The sequence below is a fragment of the Corynebacterium sputi DSM 45148 genome, assembly GCF_000427865.1.
Taxonomy (GTDB): domain Bacteria; phylum Actinomycetota; class Actinomycetes; order Mycobacteriales; family Mycobacteriaceae; genus Corynebacterium; species Corynebacterium sputi.
This window is the reverse complement of sequence record NZ_ATYV01000009.1, coordinates 73,916-94,640: the sequence shown is the minus strand read 5'-3', so window position 1 is coordinate 94,640 and position 20,725 is coordinate 73,916. Positions and strand designations below refer to the sequence as shown.

Here is a 20,725-nt window from a genome sequence, read left to right as displayed (position 1 = left end):
TCCCTGCCCGGCGGTACGCAGCTAAGCTCCATTGGCGTGACCGTGGATAGCACCTCCGGATATGGCTCCGGCAGCGACACCCGCCGGCGACGTGTCTCCCGCGTTGGTGTCGCGGGGCATCCAGTACCGGTGGTCTGGGCGCTGCTGATGACGCTGGCTGCCCTGTGGCCGCTCCTGTTCAGCCGAGGCGAGCTGATGTTGCGGGACATGGTGGTTCCGCTGCAATTGCCGCTGTCTGACGCCGCACTGGGCCTAGACGCCAACGCCGCCCGCGCGGTTCCCCAGGACACCGCCTTGGCGCTGATGAGCACTGTCGTGTCCGCCTCTGCGCTGGTGACGGCGTTATTGTTCGTCGCATTCATGATTGGCGGGGTATCGGCCGCCGAACTGGTGCGACGACTCCTTGGCGCAGGTCTTCCCGGTCAGGTCGCCGCAGTGACAATCACTCTGTGGAATCCGTTCGTGGTGGAACGGCTGCTGCAGGGGCAGTGGTCGCTGGTCCTCGCCGCGGTGCTGCTGCCCACGATCGCTCTGACTGCGGTGCTTGGCCGCACTGGGTGGCGCACCTCGTCGATGGCGCTGGCCGCGCTCACCCCGACTGGAGCTGTGCTCGGCGGAACGGTCGCCGTCGTCGCCGCCCGCACTTGGCGGGACCGATTCACCGCGGTACTCACCGCTGTCCTGGTATCCCTGCCTTGGCTCATCGTGTCGATCCCCGGGATTCCCGGAGTCCCAGCATCTGCGTCGGCACCCACTCTGTCCGATCCTGCCGGAGCGGGGATGTTCGCTGCCCGTGCAGAGAACCTCGTGGGAACTATCGGCGCGTTGGCCGGCCTCGGCGGCATCTGGAACGCACAGGTGGTGCCAGCCTCCCGTGAGGCCGGCGCTGCGGCATTGACGGTGGTTCTCCTCCTAGCCTTGTTCGCTCTCGGGTTCCGCAAGGCGTGGGGCCGAATCGACGATCCGTCGATCACCTCATCACTTGGCCTGCAGGTGCTGCGCAGCCGGCGTCGACTTGTCGTTTTGGCCGCGGTGGCGGTGGTGGTGCCTGCGGTGCTGGCGACGTCGTGGGGCATCGCGATGGTCGGTTGGTCCTTGGATACCGTGCCCGGCGCTGGACTATTCCGAGACACCCAGAAGTTCGTCGCATTGGCGCTGCCGGGCTACGCAATCCTCATCGCGACCGGCGCGGAGGCCCTCGCCGACCGGCTACCGGAGCGCCGGCAGATTCTCGCCGGTGCGATCGCGGTGCTGATCGCTGTGGCAGCGGTGCCAGAATTGCCTTCCGACGTCTCCGAGCTGCAGCCACAAGACCGCTCCGACGGATGGCAGTGGGTCACCGGAATCGTCGCGATGTCCGATGGAGCGGTGGCTGCATTGCCAGCCGCGTCCTACCGAATCATTAATGACAGGCCGGTGTACGACCCGGCGGTGAAGAAACTCCCGGTTCCCGTGATCGCAACGAATGACCTGATCGTCGGAGACACCGTAGTAGCTGGGGAAGGCTCCGCCTCGCAGGTCCAGGCGATTCTCCTGGAGGCACCCGATGACGCGCTTGAGCGCCTCGCCGACGCAGGCGTCGAGTGGATTCTCGTCCAGGACTCCCCCGGCCCCATGGGTGAGTCCGCACAGATCCTGAACCACCTTGATCTGACGTACTCGGACGAGATGCTCGCGTTGTACCACGTGCCCGGCGCGATTAACGCCCCATCTCCGGCCGACCGAACCGCGGCCTGGCTGGCCTTCGCCGTATGGGCCGCAGCGCTACTGACCGGGCCGGTTGTGGCTGCAGGCTCGGGGCTGCGGGCGGTGGGACGTCAACGGTTCGCGACGACCGACTCCAGTTCCTCCTGAACTGCGGCGCCGGTGGCATCCCAGGAGAAGCCCCGTGCTCGCAGTTCTGCCGCGTCTCCAAGTGCGCGGCGAGTGGTCGCATCATCGATGAGCATGCGAGTTAGCTCCTCCAGGTGGCGCCGGTCCTGTGCTAGCACGCCGGTCTCACCATCAACTACTGAATCGCGAAGCCCGGCTGAGGAGCTGTAACCAATAGTGGGGACGCGATGCTGCGCCGCTTCAATTACCGCCAGTCCCCAGCCCTCCTTGCGTGACGGCATCAGATGCAAGCACGCGCCCGCGAGAATCGCGTGCTTCTCCTCCTCGGAGACGTGCCCGTGGAAAACAACATGCTTCCCGACGTTCCTCTCCTCCGCATACCTCACTAACTCATCGGTCCACCATCCGGAGCCGATGATGTCGAGTTGGGCGTTGGGATAGTCGGTAACTAGTTCGGCGACCGCGTCGATGGCATGCTCGATCTGCTTGTGCGGCACCAGGCGGGACAGTGTGACCAGGCGGAGTCCGTGCTCGAGGGAACATGGGTCGATGTCAGTATCCGGCGCAACAGGACTCTCAGCCGGTGCTGGAGCGGGGTCGACCCCATTGCGAATGACCCGAATGGCATCGGCGGCGACGCCCAGGTCCCGCAAATCTTCGGCACTGGGCTCAGACACGGTGATGTAGCGACAGCCGCGGTGCAGCCATGGGGACAGCCTGGATTCGATGAACCAGCCGATCTTGCCGGTGACCGGACCTGCCACCGGCCACTGTTCACGGTGGCAGTGGTGGGTCAGCACGACAGTCGGGGCGCCGGAGAAGATCCGCGCGAAGAACGGCACTCCATTCTGCGTATCGACGACCACATCCGGCTTTCCGCCCAGTCCTCGTGCAATGGAACCGATTCCGAACCGGGCCGCCAGCATTGCGAGCCATCCTCGGACGTAGACACTGTAATTGCCGCCGGCCCTGGAGAAGGTCACGCCGGAGCGTTCGGAGGTTTTCTTCTCCCCCGGGTACGCCGCGGTGCGGTAGACGACCTCGTGGCCGGATTGCACCAGATGCTCTGCCACATGTTCCAGGTACGTCTCGCTGCCGCCGCCCTCCGGGTGGCCAGTATCGCGCCAACACAGCAGCAGAACTCTCATGCGGAGTCACTTTAGTGACCGAAATCGGCCGCGGTGTCAGTTGGGGCGGATTCACGCTAACTGCTCATCGGATCACTCCCAGTTCGACGAGATAGTCGTACGCAACATCAGCTGGTTCCCGACCGTCCACATCAACCTGAGCATTGAGCTGCTGCATTTTTTCATTGGTCAGATCAGCGGTGATCGGGGTGACCAGATCCGCGATCTGCGGGTATTGGTCGAGAGTCTCCTTATGTATCACCGGGGTCATGTTGTACTTCGGGAAGTACTCCAGGTTGTCCTCGAGAATTTGCAGATCAAGTGCCGGAATTCGTCCGTCGGTGGTGTAAATCTCCCCGATCATGCAGGTACCTCCGTCGACCGCAGAGTAGATCGCTCCTGGATCGATAATCGACAACCGGTCGCCTTCCGGCGCGGCGATTCCGTATGCATCGAGCATCGGACCGAAGCCGTCATTACGGGCATTGAATTCCGCGTCCACGCAGAACGTCTGCTGATCCTCCGGAAGTAGGTTCACGTCCTCCAGCGTCTGGATGCCGTATTCCTCGGCATTCTCGCGTTTCATCGCCATCCCGTAGGTGTTATTCATCGACGAGGGAGGTAGCCACACCAGGTCGTTCTCTGCGAGGTCGACATCGCGGACTGCCTCATACTGCTCTGTCGTATCTGGAATCGGGACGGTCTCCCCCATATAAGTAATCCAGGCAGTGCCGGTGTACTCGAACATGAAGTCCATGTTCCCGGTGATCTGTGCCTGCCGAGCGGACACGGACCCGGGGATGTTCGTCAGATCCGACACGTCCGCTCCTGCGGATTGGAAGAGAATCACCGCCATCTTCCCCAGCAGGATCTGCTCGGTATCCATCTTCGATCCGACAGCGATTGAGAGTCCATCAAGCTCGATGTTTTCGACCTCACCTGCCAGTTCCCCGGTGGGAGAAAAACCGCCTCCGGTGCCCAAGCCACACGCCACCAAAGACAGGGAAGACATCGTCGCGATCACAGCGGCCACGAGTTTCCGTGACGCCCTACCCTGCGGGGATCTGCGATGTACTTCGCGCGGTCGAGATTTCATTTCATCCCCTTCGGAGTCAGGCTGACTTCAAGGACACGTCCACACCATTCGACAGCCAATGCGAGGGCCGCGATGAGTACGGCGCCGGATACCAGAATCGGGAATCGGTACAGGCTGACGCCGGTAGTGATCAAAGTTCCCAGTCCGCCTGCGTCAATAAAGGTGGCGAACGCTCCGGCTCCTACGAGGAGGACAAGCGCCGTGCGGGCGCCAACCATAATCACCGGTAGCGCTATCGGCAGCTCAATTCGGAACAACACCTGCGCCGGAGACATCGATTGGCCGCGTGCCGCTTCAATCAGGGTTCGGTCCACGTTCCGAAGTCCAGCCACTGTATTGGCCAAGACCGGCAGAAACGCATAAACCCACAGCGACAGGACTGCCACGAAGGTGCCGAAACCAAGCCAGACCGCCAACAGCACGATCACTCCGATGACCGGGGCAGCCTGGCCCATGTTGGCGATAAACGTCACCGGCCCAGCAAGCCATGTGCCGCCACCGCGGGTCAGCAGAATCCCCACGGGGACTGCCGTGAATATGACCAATGCCGTACACATCACGACCAGTTGCAGATGTTCCCAGGTCAGCGCGGCCACATTCGATAATTCCAGAGTCCTGGCCTCAATGTCGTCCAGGTCCGCAACCGCGTGCCACGCCAGCCATCCCCCGAAGATCACGGCGACGAGCACGGGCAGCCCAAGCAGGAGTATTCGATCTTCGCGAGAGGCTTTCCTAAACATCACCGAGTGTCCTCCTGCCAGGCGACGGCCTCCTCATTCAGAGCGCGGACATAGTCAATCACTGCGTCGTACATCAGGACGCCGATGAAAACGCCGTCTTCAGTGACCATGACGCCTCCGTGGCTGGATGCGAGCATCGAGTCAACGGCATTGTTGACGGTGACACTGCGGTCGATGACGTTCGACGCATGACGCGCAGGCGCTGGCACCTCCTGGAGATTCTGCAGCTGCCGTATCCCTAGCCACTCACAAGGACGGTCGTGTTCGTCCACAATCACCGCTGACGTCTCACCGGCTTCCTCGAGCCGCCTGACCACGTCGAATGTGGGCTCGCCGATCGTGGCGGTCTGCAGATGGGTGAACGGGAGGTCGTCAGCTCGGCAGAGACTGAGCTGCTTCAGCGTCGAGCCCGAACCGATGAAGTCCTTAACGAAATCATTGGCCGGGGCCGCAAGGATGTTCTGCGGGGTGTCATATTGGGCGATCTTCCCGCCAGGTTCGAGGATCAGGATGCGGTCACCGAGTTTTATTGCCTCGTCGATGTCGTGGGTAACGCAGACGATGGTCTTGCCCAATTCCGACTGGATACTCATCAACTCGTCTTGGAGCCGCGAGCGGGTGATCGGATCAACTGCTCCGAAAGGTTCATCCATCAGGACCACCGGCGGATCTGCGGCCAAACCGCGTGCGACACCGACGCGCTGTTGCTCTCCGCCAGACAGCTCTCGCGGATAACGGTCACGGTAGGTCTCCGGAGCAAGACCAACCATGTCCAATAATTCGTCGACTCGCTGCCGGATCCGACTCTTGTCCCACTTGAGCAATCCGGGAACCAAACCAATGTTGCCCGCGACCGTCATGTGGGGGATCATTCCGCCGCCCTGGATGACATACCCGATCTGCCGCCGTAACTTCGTCGGATCGGTGTGGGTGACATCGTCACCGTCAATGAGGATCGAACCACCACTGGGTTCGATCAACCGGTTGATCATCTTCAGCGTGGTGGTTTTGCCGCATCCGGAAGGGCCAACGAAGATGACCAACTCTCCGGCGGGAATGGTGAGATCGAGATCAGCAATGGCTGGCTTGGACTGTCCTCTGAATCGTTTGGTCACCCCACGTAGCTGGATTTCGACACCAGATTGGGCCGAGTCCGTCAATGTATTCTCTCGGATCATGCTCGGAGTCCCTTCGAAGTGGTCGCACGGGCGATGAGTGCGAGGATGGCGTCGACAATCAGTGCAACAACGACCACGCCGATAGTTCCTACCAGCGCGTAATGCACGGCGTTCACTCCGCCGATCTGACTTAGCCCGGTATAGATGTAGCCACCCAGCCCCGGGCCAAGGGCATAGGCCGCAATGGCGGCGATACCCATCGACATCTGCGCAGATACCCGGACTCCGGTCATAATGATCGGCCATGCTGTCGGCAGTCGTACCCGCAGAAGTACTGCAAAACTGCTCATCCCCTGACCACGTGCTGACTCCAGGACCGCGGAATCAACACCTTGCAATCCGACAATCGAATTACGCACGATCGGCAAGGTGGCATAGAAGGTCACAATCGCCACGGACGGTGTCGTGCCGATCCCAAATAGCGGAATCATGAGGCCTAACAGCGCCAGCGACGGCAACGTCAATCCGATAGAGGACAGCGAGTTTGCAGCGGCCGCTCCCCACGGGCGATTCACCACCAAAGCCGCGATAACCAGCGCGATCACCGTTGCAAGAAGCAGACACTGCACGACGAGACTGGCGTGCTGGTACGAGCGAAAGAGCACGTCCATCCATCTCGTCGAGAGAAATTCAAGCACTGTTCGAGCCGCCTTTCCTGTCCCGGGAAGGTCCCAGACGCGGTGACCGCACCCAACGAAAAGCCAAGAATGCACTTCGGGAAACAGCGTCAGCCGATTAAGGATCCCAGCGTACGAACCTTCCTCACCGATAACAACATTGAGGTAGTACCGGCCCCGCAGTCGGGCCGTCCTGCCCCGGTCGAGACCAAACACTCGTTACTTTTCCAGCAATTTACGTCGTGGTAGTCGGCTCCGGACCGGTCCACCGTGCGGTACTTTCAGACCGTGAACTCCCCAGACGCCCCGCGCCACTCGGCACAATTTCTGATCCCCTCGGTCATGCGTGGCCTGACGCCGGTGCGTCCGCTGCAGAAGTTCGCGACCCTCCGCCGCTCATTCGGACTGCTCTCTGACTTCCAGTACGAGCAGACCGATCCGGACATTTTCTACGGTCATCTCGCCGATGACACCGTCTCTCTGCTCGAGCACATTTCCTCCGGCAATACAGGAGGGGAAGGCCAAGCCCCAACGGAGGGGAGCTCCGATAGTCCGCTGTCCGGTCAGCGCATCCTCGACGTCGGCGGTGGACCGGGTTACTTCGGTAAGGCCTTCGCTGCGCGTGACGTGGAGTACTACACCTGCGAACCTGATGTCGGTGAGATGGCCGCAGCCGGCATCGAACTAGATTCCTCAGTGCGTGGCTCTGGTTTGGAATTGCCGTTCCGCGACGATGTCTTCGATATGACGTACTCCTCCAATGTCGCAGAGCACGTCGCCGAGCCCTGGCGGATGGGCAAGGAAATGCTCCGGGTCACCAAACCAGGCGGACTGGTCGTGTACTCGTACACCTGCTGGTTTGGCCCGTTCGGTGGCCATGAAATGGGATTCACCCACTATCTCGGCGGTGACCGGGCTCGCCGGATGTACGAGAAGAAGCACGGGCACCGACCGAAGAACTACTACGGTGAATCCCTCTTTGAGGTCGGCTGCGCTGAAGGCCTGGACTGGGCCCGCGCACTGCAGCGCGACGGCGCCGCCAAACTCCTTGCCGCTTTCCCGAGGTATCACCCGTGGTGGGCATGGTGGATGGTGAAGATCCCGGCGCTGCGAGAGGTCGCTGTGTCGAACTTGGTGCTGGTCCTGCGGAAGACAAGTTCTTCGGCAGCGGCTTCCTCGGCTAGAAAGCAACAGGTTTCTTCGTAGTCCCGCCCCACCACCACACATTTCGTTTCCAAGGTAAGTTTATTAACCGCAAACCTGCCCACCAGGGAGGCATGGGCACATGCAGAGACAACGGACTCACACGGGACGCGACATCACCTTGGGACCTCGAAGCATATTGAGATACCCACGTCGACTCCTCGGAGCGCTCATCTCTGCCATCACCCTTGCCGTCATCACTGCCTGCTCCGGATCAGGGCCCACCGACGCGACCGAAGAAGCCGTCGCTGCGGCAGCACAACAAGCCTGGGAGGACGCCGGCCTAGCACTTCCAGCGCAGCCGACAGTTGACTCGAACAGTGAACGTCTCGACGGGGTCACCCAGCAATGGCACGCGACAGTCACGGTCGCGATCACCGGAAGTGAATCGCCTCAGGCAATCAACTCACTACTCGGCGACATCGAGGCTCAGGCAAAGAACGAGGACGAGGTAGACGTGGTCGATCTGAACCTCGAATCCGAGCGAGTGTTGGCCGAGTCCATCAGCTCCCCCCCCAGGGAGGCAGGGCCCTGGCCTTGCACCATGCGCTCGAGCCGTTCAACCTGACTGCACGTGCGATGTTCCGGTCGAGTTGGCTCGCACTTCTAGTTGGGGACATCGACAGGTCAACAGCCGAATTCGCAGCAGGACTCTTTAGCCAGGTGAAAAGGCTCTTCCTCAGAATTGAAGTGGAAGGCGCCGATGACCAACGCCTGCTCATTGAACATGAAGGTGCACGTATCGTCGGTTGAATGAGCACGTGGGAACACGTCAAAGGCATTCCGGCAGTGCGGCTTTTCAGCATCGAGGCCCATCACTGCGCAGCGACAGACACGCAGAAGACCACTGCCAGCATGACCGTCGAGGTAACGGATCCGCAGACCTCCACCGCATCAGCGGACGAATTGTGGCCAGCCATTGACGAGGCCCTGCGCCATTATCCGCCCGTGCAGATTATTGACGCCACCGGCGACAACCAGGACACGCAAATCATCCATGGATGCCTATCAGAGAACCCCATCCAGCCCAGCGATGAGATTTACCGCGAACTGAGCGACAGGGCTCTCTCTAACTGCTGATTCGAGCCCCCACGGCGCGCCAGCGGGCCGACGCATCAGAGTTGCATGCGACCGGCCGCTCACCGCCATAGCGACCACGCACCCCCGAATTCGGCCCCCCGCTGGCCGGGTTGGGAAATCTCTCACTTGGGTTAAGAGAAAGGGAAAGTGGGGGCGGATCTGGACGCCGGGAAGCCAAGTCTTTTCAGGGGAACGTCGTTGCGCAGCGCCGACGGTACCCCCGGAAATTTTCGGGCCCAGAAGAAAACGCCGATCACCTGTGACCAGCAAAAAACTGATGCCAGAGTCTCTGATCCAATATGCACTGGAGCGTGAGACACGCACACGTCAACATGGCTAGAGTGACCCATGACACTCTCCGCCGAAGCAGAGGAAAGAACATGACCAACGCCACCAATGCGGGCGGCGAGGCCTTCATCTACGAGGCCATTCGCACCCCCCGGGGAAAAGGCAAGAACACCGGCTCCCTCCACTCCGTTCGCCCCGTCAGCCTGGTCACCGGGCTCGTCGACGAACTGCGTGAGCGATTCCCCGACCTGGACGAGAACCGGATCTCCGATCTGATCCTCGGCTGCGTTACCCCGGTCGGCGACCAGGGCGCTGACCTTGCCCGCACCGCCGCACTCGCGGCTGGCCTGCCGTACCGCACCGGCGGCGTGCAGATCAACCGTTTCTGCGCCTCCGGCCTGTCCGCCGTAAACCTGGCGGCCCAGAAGGTTCGCTCCGGTTTCGACGAACTGGTGCTCGCCGGCGGCGTCGAGTCCATGTCCCGCGTTCCGATGATGTCGGACGGCGGCGCCATGGCTATGGACGTCGAGGTTTCCTTGGAGACCGACTTCGTGCCGCAGGGCATCTCCGCTGACCTGATCGCCTCCCTCGATGGGTTCAACCGCGATCAGCTCGACCAGTACGCAGCCCGTTCCCACGAGCGCGCCGCAGCCGCTCGTGACGCCGGATTCTTCGACCGCTCGGTCGTCCCGGTGAAGGACGAGAACGGTCTGACCATCCTGGACAACGACGAGACGATCCGTAAGGGCGTCACCGCCGATTCCCTGTCCAGCCTGCGCCCGGCCTTCGCCATGATGGGTGAGATGGGCGGCTTCGACGCCGTCGCACTGAAGAAGTACCCGCAGCTGGAGGAGATCAACCACCTCCACCACGCCGGTAACTCCTCCGGCATCGTCGACGGAGCCGCACTGACCCTCATCGGCAGCGAAAAGGCCGGTCAGGAGATGAACCTGACCCCACGTGCCCGCATCGTCTCCGTCGCAGTCAATGGTGTTGAGCCGACCATCATGCTCACCGGCATCGAGCCGGCTGCCCGCGAGGCACTGGCCAAGGCGGGCCTGGCCCCGGACGACATTGACGTCTGGGAGATCAACGAAGCATTTGCCTCCGTCGTCCTGCACGCACAGCAGAACCTGGGCATCCCGGACGAGAAGCTCAACATCAACGGTGGCGCCATCGCCATGGGGCACCCGCTGGGTGCTACCGGCGCGATGATCACCGGTACCGCCATCGATGAACTGCACCGCTCCGGCGGCCGCTACGCGCTGATCACTCTGTGCGTCGCCGGCGGCATGGGCGTGGCGACCATCATCGAGCGCGTCTAACCCCACCAATCACTAACCACACCGTCGACACCACGGCTTTTCAAGGAGAAAACCAATGACCGACAACATGTTCCGGTGGGAGAAGGACGCGGAGGGCGTCGTCACGCTCACGATGGACGACCCCAACGCACCCGTCAACACCATGAACCCGACCTTCCGGGAAGACATCCGCGCTACTGCGGATCGCCTGGAGGCCGAGCTCGCCGAGGATGAGAACGCCATCAAGGGCGTCATCATCACCTCCGCCAAGAAGACCTTCTTCGCCGGCGGCGACATCAAGGCGATGTCCAAGACCACCGAGGCTGACGCCGAGGAAATGTTCGAGCAGGTCCAGGACATGAAGTCCTCCCTGCGCCGCATCGAGAAGCTGCCGGTCCCGGTCGTCGCTGCCATCAATGGCGCTGCGCTCGGCGGTGGCCTCGAGGTCGCTCTGGCTGCTAACTACCGCGTCGCCGCTGATGCCCGCGGGTCCAAGATCGGCCTGCCGGAGGTTTCCCTCGGCCTGCTGCCGGGTGCCGGTGGCATCTCCCGCGTCGTGCGCATGATCGGTATCCAGGACGCCCTGATGAAACTCATCCTTCAGGGCAAGCAGGTCAACCCGACTAAGGCCATGGACATCGGTCTGGTCGACGAGGTCGTCGCGCCTGAGGACCTCGCCGCTCGTGCCCGTGAGCTCGTACTCTCCGGTAACGTTGCCGCAGCGCAGCCGTGGGACGTCAAGGGGTTCCGGATCCCCGGCGGCACCCCGTCCGTACCGAAGTTCGCAGCGAACCTGCCGTCCTTCCCGGCCAATCTGACCAAGCAGCTCAAGGGCGCCCCGATGCTTGCTCCGAAGCTGGCCATGCAGGCAGCCATCGAGGGTTCGCAGGTCGACTTCGATAGCTCGCTGACCATCGAGTCCCGCTACTTCACGCAGCTGGTCACCGGCACCCAGTCGAAGAACATGATGCAGGCGTTCTTCTTCGACCTGAACCACTGCAACGGTGGCGGATCCCGCCCGCTGCAGGCTGACGGAACCCCGTTCCCGAAGGCGTCCTTCCAGAAGGTGGCCGTTGTCGGCGCCGGCATGATGGGCGCGGGCATCGCGTACGTCTGTGCCAAGGCCGGTATGGATGTCGTGCTGAAGGACGTCTCCCAGGAGAACGCCGACCGCGGCAAGGGATACTCCGAGGCCATCGAGAAGAAGGCACTGGAGCGCGGCCGCACCACCGAGGAGAAGTCCGAGGCGCTGCTGGCTCGCATCCACCCGACCGACTCCTACGACGATCTCTCTGACGTCGAGCTGGTCGTCGAGGCCGTCTTTGAGAACACCGACCTCAAGCACAAGGTCCACGCTGAGATCGAGGCCGCTGTCCCGGAGACCTGTGTCCTGGGCTCGAACACCTCGACCCTGCCGATCACCGAGCTCGGCTCCCACGTCAAGCGCACCGGTGACTTCATTGGCCTGCACTTCTTCTCCCCGGTGGACAAGATGCAGCTCATCGAGATCATCTCCGGTGACGACACCGACCCGGAGACCCTGGCTAAGGCTCTGGACTTCTCCGTCCAGATCCGCAAGATCCCGATCGTGGTCACCGACTCCCGCGGTTTCTACACCTCCCGCGTGATCGGCACCGTCATCAACGAGGCAATGCGCATGGTCGCTGAGGGTTACGAGCCCTCCATCGTTGAGGCGGCCGCTCGACAGGCCGGTTACCCGGCCCCGCAGCTGCAGCTCGCCGATGAGCTCAACCTGAAGCTGATGAAGAAGATCGCCGACGAGACCCGCGCTGCTGCTGAGGCCGCAGGTCAGTCCGTCGACGACGGTGGTGTCTCCGACATCGTCAACGGAATGCTCGAGCAGCACGACCGCCCGGGCAAGCTCGAGGGCCGTGGTTTCTACAACTACGAAGACGGCAAGCGCACCGGCCTGTGGGACGGTCTGCGCACCGAGTTCGGCGCAGGTTCCATCCCGGCCGACGAGGTCGACCTGCAGGATCTGATCGACCGCATGCTGTTCATCGAGGCCGTCGAGACGCAGAAGTGCGTTGACGAGGGAGTTCTGCTCCATGACGCGGACGCCAACATCGGCTCCATCTTCGGCATCGGCTACCCGGCCTGGACCGGTGGTACCCGTCAGTTCATTAAGAACTACGACCGCTACTCCGGCCGCCCGTCCGACGCCAAGCGTGCGGCTCTGGAGGCCAAGCGCTCCGGCGACACCACTCCGACCCGTGGTGTCGAGGGCTTCGTCGCTCGCGCTGAGGAATTGGCCGCAAAGCACGGCGAGCGTTTCACTCCGCCGGCATCGCTGAAGGGCTAAACACCTTCACGCGCAAAGCGCGCTCCCACCCCGCTTCCCGACGTCCCCTTCCTCACGGTTCATAGCCGTGGAGCGAGGGAAACGTCGGGAAGCGGGTTTGTTAGTCCTTCACCTCGGTGGCGTGGAGCTGCTCATCCAGGTCATCCGGATCAAGATTGGCTCCGGAGAACGCCGAGGTCAACGGCAATCGCAAGTCCAAGTTCGTGCCCGGGCACAGTTCAATGACGCCTTCGGCCAGCGTGAAGTCCAGGACATGGCCGCCGCCGGTGCGATCGTCATCGATGAAGTGCACGTGACAGCCTGGGACGGAGATGCCCTTCTCGTAGATGGGCGTGCGGAAACCAGCGATCACCCCGGAAACATCCGTGAAGTGGTGCTCTTCGTCGGAATCAACGGCCTCGACCATCGGCGGGTACGGCTTCTGCTGCTTCACCACCGTACGGGTGGTCACGTCAACGAAGTGGCCGGTGATCCGCACCGCGTACATGTAGTTCTCCGACGGGGTCATCTCATCGATGAAGGCCGACAGATCTGCACGACGGATGTTCTGCGGTGCCTGCCTGCGGATTCGCGGGACGAAGTTCGTGGCCACCGCGTACGGGGTGTGCTCGCCAAGGTCCGCTTCCGAGGCGGTGCCGTCGTGGCGCAGTTTGTAACAGACCCCGTCGATGATCACCATTTCACCGTCAAGGGCGTTGAAGGTGCCGAGGCCGAAGTTCCCCTTGCCGAGGAGTTCGCCGATGGTCATCTCACCGTCGTAGATCCCGTCCAGGAGCGCGGACATCAGTGAGTTCTGGAAGATGGTGTGCCGGGTCACGGGGCTATCATTCATGCTTCCAGGGTACGGTCGCGCAGCCCCTGACCGCCGCGTTCACTGGCGCCAGCGAGCAGAACCGGTGACATTGTGGCTCGCTCGTGGCAGGATCGGGCCATGCGATCGGCAAGTGTGTCACGTATCCGGCCTGCGCAGCCGGGGGATATCGAATCAATTCAGGCAGTGGAGATCGCCGCCGGACAACCATTCCGTGAGGTCGGTCTCCCCACCATTGCGGATGACGATCCGCCGTCGGCTGATGTTCTTCGCGACGCCATCGATAACAACTTCGTCCGCGTCATCGACGGCGATCCTGCGGTCTCATCCAGCCTTCTGGCCGCGTGGGCGTGGTTCTGCGAGATCGACGGATACGTGCACATCGAGCAGGTTTCCACGCATCCTGATTTCCGCGGGCGGCGCCTAGGCACCTCATTGATCAACCTCATCACGCTCATTGCGGCGCAGCGCGGCCTGGCGGGCGTCACGCTCACCACGTTCGAGAACGTGCCGTGGAACGCGCCCTTCTATAAAAGGTTAGGTTTCCAACCGCTTCCCGACGCTCCCCTACCCCACCTCCGCTCCATCCTTCACCAGGAGTCAGAGCTGGGACTTGATGTGGCGCCGCGGATTGCGATGCTCAAGCCGGTGCCCAGGCAGTAGGCGACAAGCCTGGTCTGGCTAGTCCTCCAGCGGACCGAGTTCTGCGACCAGGACTTCCTGCACGACCTTCATTGCCGACAGTGCGGCCGGTGCTCCGCAGTATCCAGCCGACTGGATGACAGCCTCGGTGATTTCTTCACGCGTCAGGCCATTGGTCAGCGCACCGCGGACGTGTCCGCGCAGCTCCTCGGTGGCACGAAGTGCAACCAGCATGCCGATGTTCAGCAGGCTGCGGTCGCGCTTGGAGAGGCCATCGCGGGTCCAGACGGATCCCCACACCGTGGCGGTGACATGCTTCTGCAGTTCTTCACCATCGGAGCCGGCATTGCGGGACAGCGCTGCGTCGACGAAGTCATCGCCCATGACCTCTCTACGGACCTGGATTCCCGCGTCGTAACGGCCGTCATCCTGCGTGTTCTTCTCAGTCATGTCCACTGATAATACCGGGTCACTCCCGCGGGATTCAGGCGACTACTGATCCACGAGCCAGTCGTTCGGGGAGAACAGTTCGTAGTGGACTCGGCCGCTGACGATGCCGCGCTCAGCCAGTTGTGCCCGGACGTGGAGGAGGAACGGGTTGTTGCCACAGATGTAGAAGCTGGCGTTTTCCGGGAACTCGATTCTCTCTTGGTTGTCGCCGTTGAGGTCCATGTGCTCGGGCTCGTACCAAATGACGCTGGAGCTATTCGGCAGCGCCGCGAGGTACTCAGATCGCTCTGCTGCGAACACATCAGCGTCAGTGGAGCGGTTCGCGTGCAGTTCCAGGATCTCCCGCTCCGAGGAGTTTTCCGCCAGGTGCGCGAGCATTCCAATCATCGGGGTCGCACCGATGCCTGCCGAGATCAGAACAACCGGATCCTCTGAATCAATGTCGAGCGTCAGGTCACCGGCGGGAAGGGAGATCTCCAAATCGTCGCCAACCTGCAGGCCCTCCCATAGCGAGTTGGAAACCTCACCGGCAGGCTGTCCGTCCAGCGAATCGACCCGACGCGCGGCGAAGGCCAACTCGCCGTGTCCGGAAGCGTTAATCAATGAATACTGGCGCAGCTGCCCTGCACCATCAGCCATCGTCCGACGCACCGAGATGTACTGACCCGGACGGAATTCCGGCAGCTCCGAGTCCTTGCCGGTGACCGTGAACACCGCGATGTTACCGCCGCGCTCCTCACGGCCGGTGACCTCAACTGTGCGAAAAACATCGCCCGGGGTGAGATTGTTCTGGGCGTACAGCCCCTTCTCAAAGTCCACGAGAACGCGCTGCATCTCCAGGTACACCGCATCCCACGCATCACGGACCGCGCCGGAGAAGACCTCCGGGCTCAGCACTTCCTCGATCGCGTCGAAGAGATGCTTGTGCACCACCGCGTACTGCCCCTCAACCACGCCGACAGAGAGATGCTTATGCCCAATGCGGGAGAGCAGCTGCTCTGGGGCGGGAGCCTCCGGATCAACGAGGACGGTCGCGAAGGTGGCGACCGACGCCGCCAATGCCTTCTGCTGTGCACCCATCTTCTGGTTACCGCGGTTGAAGGTGTTGGCGAGCAGTTCCGGGTGAGCGGCGAACATCCGATTGTAGAAGTTCGGGGTGATGTCACCGATGGCTGCTCCGACTGCCGGGAGAGTGGCGCGGATGACGTCGGCCTGCTCGTCAGTGAGCGCCTGCTTCTTCACGTCGATTGAGGGGCTGTTCATTGCGTTGCTGGTCACGGGAATACTCCTTGGGTGAGGCGACGGCCTGGGCTGGCCAAAGGTGGAGGTGCCATCACGGAATGTCCGTAATGACTTAATCCGAATCTTACATGCGCATTAAACCCCGCTTCCCGACGCCACCCCCGATGTTCTACTGAGACACAGGCACAGACGGAGAACTCAGAGCGGTGTCAGCGGGAGCGCCCCGGACACAGTGAGGTCCTGGTCGAGGCGGGGCCGAGCCACATCCTCGATCGTCAATGGATCCAAGGTGGCAAAGAACGCCTCTTGTGCCTGAGCCAACGCCGGCCGCAATCCGCAGCCAGGCAGCAAGGGACAATTAGTGCCGACACAGTCCACCACTTCCCCGGTTTCCAGTTGGCGGAGAATCGCGCCCACAGATTCTTTCTCCGCCCCATCGGCCATCGAGATCCCGCCGCCGCGTCCGCGGGTCGATTCGAGGAGCCCCATGTCGACGAGCCTGGTTACAACCTTCGCGATATGTGCGCGGGAGGCACCGAGGTCGTCGGCCATATCCCCGGCGGTCCAGCGACGATTCGCCCCCTCCTCCGACAGGCGCATAATCACCCGCAAAGCGTAGTCGGAAAACATCGTCAACTGCATGCAACCAGTCTAACCGCCAGAACGGGTGCACCCGAAGATGGCGAATCTGAAACGAGAACGTCGGGAAGCATCTTGATGCCTTACCCACGCCAACGGGCATCCCGTGCGCAACGCGCGGGATGCTCTTATGAAAGACCCGCCGCTACAGCGGGTCTGCGGCTGAATGAATCAGCGGGGTACTAGCTCAGGCGCTCGTTAACGCGAGCCTTCAAAGCCTCGTACTCGTCCCACAGCTCCTGCGGGATGCGGTCGCCGAGGGACTTGAGCCACTCCTCGTTGTCCGCCAGGTCGCCGGACCACTTCTCGGCCGGAGCCGACAGTGCCAAGCGAACATCCTCGATCGGGGTGTCCAGGCCGGTCATGTCGATGTCCTCGGCACGGGCGGTAGCACCGACCACGGTCTCATTGGCGTCGACGCGGCCTTCGAGGCGATCCACGATCCACTTCAGGACGCGGGAGTTCTCGCCGAAGCCCGGCCACAGGAAACGACCGTCGTCGTCACCGCGACGGAACCAGTTGACCAGGAATACCTCGGGCATCTTGTCGCCGCCCTTCTTGCCCATGTCGACCCAGTGCTGCAGGTAATCACCGACGTTGTAGCCGATGAACGGCAGCATTGCCATCGGGTCGTGGCGCAGGGAACCGACCTTGGCCTCAGCGCTCGCAGCGGTCTGGCCGGAAGCCAGGGTCGCGCCGATGAAGGTTGCGTGGTTCCAGTCGCGTGCCTGGGTGACCAGCGGGACGGTGTCGGGGCGACGTCCACCGAAGAGGATCGCGTCGACCGGAACGCCCTGCGGGTCGTTGAACTCCGGCGCAGCAACCGGGCACTGGTCGATCGGGACGCAGTAGCGAGAGTTCGGGTGGCTGGAGAGCTCGCCGGACTCCGGGGTCCAGGGACGGCCCTTCCAGTCGGTGAGGTGCTGCGGGTTGCCCTCGAGTCCCTCCCACCACACGTCATTGTCCTCGGTGAGGGCGACGTTGGTGAACAGGGTGTTGCCGGCATCCATGGTGAGCATGGCGTTCGGGTTGGAGGAACGGTTGGTGCCCGGCGCAACGCCGAAGAAGCCGTTCTCCGGGTTGACGGCGTACAGGCGTCCGTCTTCACCGAACTTGAGCCACGCGATGTCGTCACCGACGACCTCGGCCTTCCAGCCTTCGATGGTCGGGGTGATCATCGCGAGGTTGGTCTTACCGCAGGCGGACGGGAAGGCGGCACAGATGTTGTAAACCTTGCCCTCCGGGGAGGTTAGCTTCAGGATGAGCATGTGCTCGGCCATCCAGCCCTCTTCCTTCGCCATGACCGATGCGATACGCAGGGCGTAGCACTTCTTGGCCAGGATGGCGTTTCCGCCATAGCCGGAACCGAAGGAGATGATCTCCTTGGTCTCCGGGAAGTGGGTGATGTACTTCTCCTCGTTGCACGGCCATGCGACGTCTTCTTCGCCGTTAGCCAGCGGAGCACCGATGGAGTGGCGAGCGTGGACGAAGTCGCCATCCTTGCCGATCTTGTCCAGTGCAGCCTGACCCATACGGGTCATCACGCGCATGGAGAGGACCACGTACTCAGAGTCAGTGAGCTGAACGCCCAGCTTCGGCTCCGGGTCATCGATGGGGCCCATGCAGAACGGCACGACGAACATCGTGCGGCCCTTCATGGAGCCTTCGAAGAGACCGTCCAGGGTCTGCTTCATTTCCGCCGGGTCCGCCCAGTTGTTGGTCGGGCCGGCGTCCTCCTCCTTCTCGGAGCAGATGAAGGTGCGCGACTCAACACGAGCGACGTCCTCCGGGTTCGACCGGGCGAGGAAGGAGTTCGGACGCTTCTCCTCGTTGAGCTTGATGATCGTTCCCTTTTCCACCAGGTCAGTGGTGAGGCGATCCCACTCCTCGTCGGAACCATCCGCGAATACGACCCGGTCCGGCGTCGTCAGCTCGGCGATCTCTGCGATCCACCGCAGCAGTTCCTCATTCTCGGTGGGGGCCTGCCCCTGCAGCCCGGGGATAGAAATAGCGGACATCAGTTCTCCTGATCTTTTTGGTTCCCGTCTCGCTTACAGCGTACCGATACACCTTATATATATGGCCCCCGCCCTATGAGAGACAGCACACAGTACACCCGGAACCTCAACCCCAACGCCCGGTTTCGATGCGCTCCCAGGCGGCCACTTCGGTGTGTGAATCACCCCCCGACTCGGGGTATGCGGTTTCGTCGACGCCGCCTGGATCCGCCAAAGGAGCATCGCCAGACCACATTTCCCAGGTGCCGTCATAGAGCATGGTGGTGACGTGATCTGCCGCGCCATCGCCGTCTCTATCTGCAAAGATGGACAAACCCCGGTCATCGGCGAGCGTGACCGATCCGGCCATCTCCCCTGGGTCTCCAAGGTCGAAGACTGCATCACCCACCCGGATGATCATTCCGCGTGTCTCAGCTACAGCGGCCGGATCAAGATGGCTAACGCTGTCTAGCCCGCACAAGACAGCTGAAGCATCTTCTGAGATTCCCTCTACCCCTGCACGGGTGAGGCTAGGAACGGCTTCAGATTCGCCAAAAGCGCCGGGGGCACCGTCCCCATCCCCCAATGAGCCCCACATTAGATCCGACATGTCCATTACAACGTCCTTCCGTGGCCGTTATCTGCCGCTCGTGTATCCACCGCTGCGCCTTCAGAAGAGAGAAACTCCGCCCTCCAACTGGAGACCTCACTGACGGGAGCTCCCTGCTCCTCGATCGCCCTCTCCCACAGCCGTCGCAATCGGGAAATGTGCGCGGCTGCCCACCGGGTCCGAAGCGCCGCTCGACGCTGCCGGCCACGGGCACCCAGGACAATCGCCGTCAACCCAGCGGCGAACAGTACGGACAGGATCACCGGCACCGGGTCCGGAACCCCTAATGATCGCACGGGCCCCTCTACGAGGCGCCCTAGACCAAAAGCGGCTCCGAACGTCAGCATCCCGACGGCCAGGTCCGTCAGGTCTCGCGCTCTGGGAGGTTTCTCCGGCGACGGGCATTGTGGGGCGGCGTCAAGGTCCAGCCGCATTCGGAGATCTTCTGCGGCCGCCGTGGAGGCCTGCTCCAGATCACTCGCGGACATGCCTGAGGGATTCGGGGCGATCGACCCGAGTGCGTCCACCACCGCCTCGCCTCGAAACGCGATCAGACGACGCTGCTCGTGTTCGGCCTGTCGGGCCCGGAAGGAGCGTTCCTCAGCCAGACTGCGGGCCACCAGGGCACGTCGGGTATCCGCTGGCGATGGTGAGACCGGGTTCGCGGCACCTGCGGCGACCTGCTCCAGCAGGTCCGGCAGAGCGGGGTCAGTGCCGACCATGACTGGGATGTGCGGTGGAACGGCGCGGCGCCACCCCTCGTCAATTTCTTCCGCGGTCGCCACCGGCACCACCACACATCTGCCGACCGCCGCAGAGATCGCCTGCACGAGATCTACATCCATAGTCGTCGGCGGCAGGAGCCCGTCCACGCATACCGCGACTACTCGCCCAGTGCGGTCGTCAACTGTCTCCAGGTTCGCCCGGTGCAACGGCTCCCGATCGAACCATCCCACCGCCGGGCCGGCGAGACTCACCCGCGTGGCCACAGCAGCTCCTCTATCTCGTCACGCACAGAGGGATAACTGACAGCGACTTCCTCAAGCCCCTGGCGCAACAGCAACTCCAAGTAGTCGGTGACCTCCTCATCAGAACCGAGCAACCCAGCAATATCCGAGTGCAGGTCTGCTGGATCGACCTCACGGGGATTCACGACGATCTCCGAGGGCCCCACCACAGTCGCTGGACCATGGCTCAGCCGGACTACAGCCACCGCCGGAAGCGACCCCACGGGCCCAGCATCAGCAACGAACCAGCACTCCCGCCGCCCAACAACCGTCGCATTGAGCTTCTCGGTGAAATCCTCCACTCCGATCCCCACCGGCCCGCGCACCGCGATGACCGGCAAAGAATCACACGCCTCCATCAGCACCGCGACCTCCGCCGTCGCCGCGTCTGCAGGGTCCGCCCGGGTCAACCACGAAAGAGTTAGGTCCGGAAGTGGTGTGGTGGATGTGGTGCTGGGAACGTCGTAAAGCATGTCTTTTTGCTGCATTTCTCCCCCAAAGAAAATAAGTGCCGCAACTCCCCCGCCGCGCGCATGCC

The 20,725-nt window shown here is 62.4% G+C and carries 20 protein-coding genes; 7 read left to right on the top strand and 13 right to left on the bottom strand.

The annotated features are described in order from the left end of the window. The first annotated feature begins 36 nt into the window (after nt 1–36). Nucleotides 37–1,854 carry an MmpA family trehalose lipid delivery protein gene (locus YWU_RS15475; RefSeq protein WP_051260094.1) on the top strand — a complete coding sequence of 606 codons (1,818 nt, stop codon included), beginning with the start codon at nt 37–39 and terminating at the stop codon, nt 1,852–1,854. Here the strand turns inward: YWU_RS15475 and YWU_RS0105860 are convergent. The 5 genes from YWU_RS0105860 to YWU_RS0105840 all read right to left on the bottom strand — a co-directional run bounded on the left by YWU_RS0105860 (nt 1,818) and on the right by YWU_RS0105840 (nt 6,585). After that, the gene (locus tag YWU_RS0105860) at nt 1,818–2,981 is read right to left on the bottom strand and encodes a glycosyltransferase family 4 protein (protein WP_027019729.1); all 1,164 of its coding nucleotides are present in this window, start codon (nt 2,979–2,981) and stop codon (nt 1,818–1,820) included. The genes YWU_RS15475 and YWU_RS0105860 overlap by 37 nt on opposite strands. A gap of 64 nt (nt 2,982–3,045) precedes the next feature. Continuing rightward, nucleotides 3,046–3,993: a glycine betaine ABC transporter substrate-binding protein gene (locus YWU_RS0105855; RefSeq protein WP_027019728.1), complete on the bottom strand. Its 948-nt coding sequence runs from the start codon at nt 3,991–3,993 to the stop codon at nt 3,046–3,048. A 59-nt stretch (nt 3,994–4,052) separates the two neighbouring features. Beyond that, nucleotides 4,053–4,796, bottom strand: coding sequence for an ABC transporter permease (locus tag YWU_RS0105850; RefSeq protein ID WP_027019727.1), 744 nt, complete (start codon nt 4,794–4,796; stop codon nt 4,053–4,055). Continuing rightward, nucleotides 4,796–5,974, bottom strand: coding sequence for an ABC transporter ATP-binding protein (locus YWU_RS0105845; protein WP_034647234.1), 1,179 nt, complete (start codon nt 5,972–5,974; stop codon nt 4,796–4,798). The genes YWU_RS0105850 and YWU_RS0105845 overlap by 1 nt, the downstream gene beginning before the upstream one ends. Beyond that, complete coding sequence (locus YWU_RS0105840; protein WP_476695844.1) at nt 5,971–6,585, bottom strand: ABC transporter permease; 615 nt, start codon at nt 6,583–6,585, stop codon at nt 5,971–5,973. The genes YWU_RS0105845 and YWU_RS0105840 overlap by 4 nt, the downstream gene beginning before the upstream one ends. A gap of 348 nt (nt 6,586–6,933) precedes the next feature. Here YWU_RS0105840 and YWU_RS15470 point away from each other — a divergent pair, with 348 nt between their 5' ends. The 5 genes from YWU_RS15470 to YWU_RS0105810 all read left to right on the top strand — a co-directional run bounded on the left by YWU_RS15470 (nt 6,934) and on the right by YWU_RS0105810 (nt 12,789). Then, the gene (locus YWU_RS15470; protein ID WP_051260109.1) at nt 6,934–7,797 is read left to right on the top strand and encodes a class I SAM-dependent methyltransferase; all 864 of its coding nucleotides are present in this window, start codon (nt 6,934–6,936) and stop codon (nt 7,795–7,797) included. 136 nt (nt 7,798–7,933) lie between these two features. Next, entirely contained in the window at nt 7,934–8,362 is a 429-nt protein-coding gene (locus YWU_RS0105830; protein WP_027019724.1) for a hypothetical protein, read from the top strand. 185 nt (nt 8,363–8,547) lie between these two features. Then, nucleotides 8,548–8,874 (top strand): hypothetical protein, encoded by a 327-nt coding sequence (locus tag YWU_RS0105820; RefSeq protein WP_027019723.1) that lies wholly within the window; start codon nt 8,548–8,550, stop codon nt 8,872–8,874. A 380-nt stretch (nt 8,875–9,254) separates the two neighbouring features. After that, nucleotides 9,255–10,487 (top strand): acetyl-CoA C-acetyltransferase, encoded by a 1,233-nt coding sequence (locus YWU_RS0105815; protein ID WP_027019722.1) that lies wholly within the window; start codon nt 9,255–9,257, stop codon nt 10,485–10,487. Between the two features lie 55 nt (nt 10,488–10,542). Further along, nucleotides 10,543–12,789 carry a 3-hydroxyacyl-CoA dehydrogenase NAD-binding domain-containing protein gene (locus tag YWU_RS0105810; protein ID WP_027019721.1) on the top strand — a complete coding sequence of 749 codons (2,247 nt, stop codon included), beginning with the start codon at nt 10,543–10,545 and terminating at the stop codon, nt 12,787–12,789. A 100-nt stretch (nt 12,790–12,889) separates the two neighbouring features. On the opposite strand, the gene budA is transcribed toward YWU_RS0105810, so the two are convergent. Continuing rightward, entirely contained in the window at nt 12,890–13,621 is a 732-nt protein-coding gene (gene budA / locus YWU_RS0105805; RefSeq protein WP_027019720.1) for an acetolactate decarboxylase, read from the bottom strand. A 99-nt stretch (nt 13,622–13,720) separates the two neighbouring features. Between budA and YWU_RS0105800 the strand changes: the two genes are divergently transcribed. Further along, the gene (locus tag YWU_RS0105800; RefSeq protein WP_034647233.1) at nt 13,721–14,263 is read left to right on the top strand and encodes a GNAT family N-acetyltransferase; all 543 of its coding nucleotides are present in this window, start codon (nt 13,721–13,723) and stop codon (nt 14,261–14,263) included. Nucleotides 14,264–14,281: 18 nt separating this feature from the next. Here YWU_RS0105800 and YWU_RS0105795 read toward each other — a convergent pair whose 3' ends face one another. The 7 genes from YWU_RS0105795 to YWU_RS0105765 all read right to left on the bottom strand — a co-directional run bounded on the left by YWU_RS0105795 (nt 14,282) and on the right by YWU_RS0105765 (nt 20,675). Further along, entirely contained in the window at nt 14,282–14,692 is a 411-nt protein-coding gene (locus tag YWU_RS0105795; protein WP_027019718.1) for a carboxymuconolactone decarboxylase family protein, read from the bottom strand. Between the two features lie 42 nt (nt 14,693–14,734). Then, complete coding sequence (locus tag YWU_RS0105790; RefSeq protein WP_338025278.1) at nt 14,735–15,970, bottom strand: globin domain-containing protein; 1,236 nt, start codon at nt 15,968–15,970, stop codon at nt 14,735–14,737. A gap of 162 nt (nt 15,971–16,132) precedes the next feature. After that, entirely contained in the window at nt 16,133–16,576 is a 444-nt protein-coding gene (locus YWU_RS15465; RefSeq protein ID WP_051260093.1) for an RrF2 family transcriptional regulator, read from the bottom strand. A gap of 179 nt (nt 16,577–16,755) precedes the next feature. Beyond that, nucleotides 16,756–18,591 (bottom strand): phosphoenolpyruvate carboxykinase (GTP), encoded by a 1,836-nt coding sequence (locus tag YWU_RS0105780; protein ID WP_027019716.1) that lies wholly within the window; start codon nt 18,589–18,591, stop codon nt 16,756–16,758. A 106-nt stretch (nt 18,592–18,697) separates the two neighbouring features. Then, entirely contained in the window at nt 18,698–19,186 is a 489-nt protein-coding gene (locus YWU_RS15460) for a DUF6802 family protein (protein ID WP_051260092.1), read from the bottom strand. Next, on the bottom strand, nt 19,186–20,169 hold the full coding sequence (locus tag YWU_RS0105770; RefSeq protein ID WP_027019715.1) for a hypothetical protein: 984 nt from the start codon (nt 20,167–20,169) through the stop codon (nt 19,186–19,188). Before YWU_RS0105770 ends, YWU_RS15460 begins: the two co-directional genes overlap by 1 nt. Further along, nucleotides 20,154–20,675, bottom strand: coding sequence for a hypothetical protein (locus YWU_RS0105765; RefSeq protein ID WP_156892731.1), 522 nt, complete (start codon nt 20,673–20,675; stop codon nt 20,154–20,156). The genes YWU_RS0105770 and YWU_RS0105765 overlap by 16 nt, the downstream gene beginning before the upstream one ends. Nucleotides 20,676–20,725: the final 50 nt, after the last annotated feature.

What these genes read in the sequence shown, in the direction of transcription:
- YWU_RS0105860 (WP_027019729.1), bottom strand. Translation starts at nt 2,981, where the DNA reads ATGAGAGTTCTGCTGCTGTGTTGGCGCGATACTGGCCACCCGGAGGGC.
- YWU_RS0105850 (WP_027019727.1), bottom strand. Translation starts at nt 4,796, where the DNA reads ATGTTTAGGAAAGCCTCTCGCGAAGATCGAATACTCCTGCTTGGGCTG.
- YWU_RS0105845 (WP_034647234.1), bottom strand. Translation starts at nt 5,974, where the DNA reads ATGATCCGAGAGAATACATTGACGGACTCGGCCCAATCTGGTGTCGAA.
- YWU_RS0105840 (WP_476695844.1), bottom strand. Translation starts at nt 6,585, where the DNA reads ATGGACGTGCTCTTTCGCTCGTACCAGCACGCCAGTCTCGTCGTGCAG.
- YWU_RS15470 (WP_051260109.1), top strand. Translation starts at nt 6,934, where the DNA reads ATGCGTGGCCTGACGCCGGTGCGTCCGCTGCAGAAGTTCGCGACCCTC.
- YWU_RS0105820 (WP_027019723.1), top strand. Translation starts at nt 8,548, where the DNA reads ATGAGCACGTGGGAACACGTCAAAGGCATTCCGGCAGTGCGGCTTTTC.
- YWU_RS0105815 (WP_027019722.1), top strand. Translation starts at nt 9,255, where the DNA reads ATGACCAACGCCACCAATGCGGGCGGCGAGGCCTTCATCTACGAGGCC.
- YWU_RS0105810 (WP_027019721.1), top strand. Translation starts at nt 10,543, where the DNA reads ATGACCGACAACATGTTCCGGTGGGAGAAGGACGCGGAGGGCGTCGTC.
- budA (WP_027019720.1), bottom strand. Translation starts at nt 13,621, where the DNA reads ATGAATGATAGCCCCGTGACCCGGCACACCATCTTCCAGAACTCACTG.
- YWU_RS0105800 (WP_034647233.1), top strand. Translation starts at nt 13,721, where the DNA reads ATGCGATCGGCAAGTGTGTCACGTATCCGGCCTGCGCAGCCGGGGGAT.
- YWU_RS0105795 (WP_027019718.1), bottom strand. Translation starts at nt 14,692, where the DNA reads ATGACTGAGAAGAACACGCAGGATGACGGCCGTTACGACGCGGGAATC.
- YWU_RS15465 (WP_051260093.1), bottom strand. Translation starts at nt 16,576, where the DNA reads ATGCAGTTGACGATGTTTTCCGACTACGCTTTGCGGGTGATTATGCGC.
- YWU_RS0105780 (WP_027019716.1), bottom strand. Translation starts at nt 18,591, where the DNA reads ATGTCCGCTATTTCTATCCCCGGGCTGCAGGGGCAGGCCCCCACCGAG.
- YWU_RS15460 (WP_051260092.1), bottom strand. Translation starts at nt 19,186, where the DNA reads ATGGACATGTCGGATCTAATGTGGGGCTCATTGGGGGATGGGGACGGT.
- YWU_RS0105765 (WP_156892731.1), bottom strand. Translation starts at nt 20,675, where the DNA reads ATGCAGCAAAAAGACATGCTTTACGACGTTCCCAGCACCACATCCACC.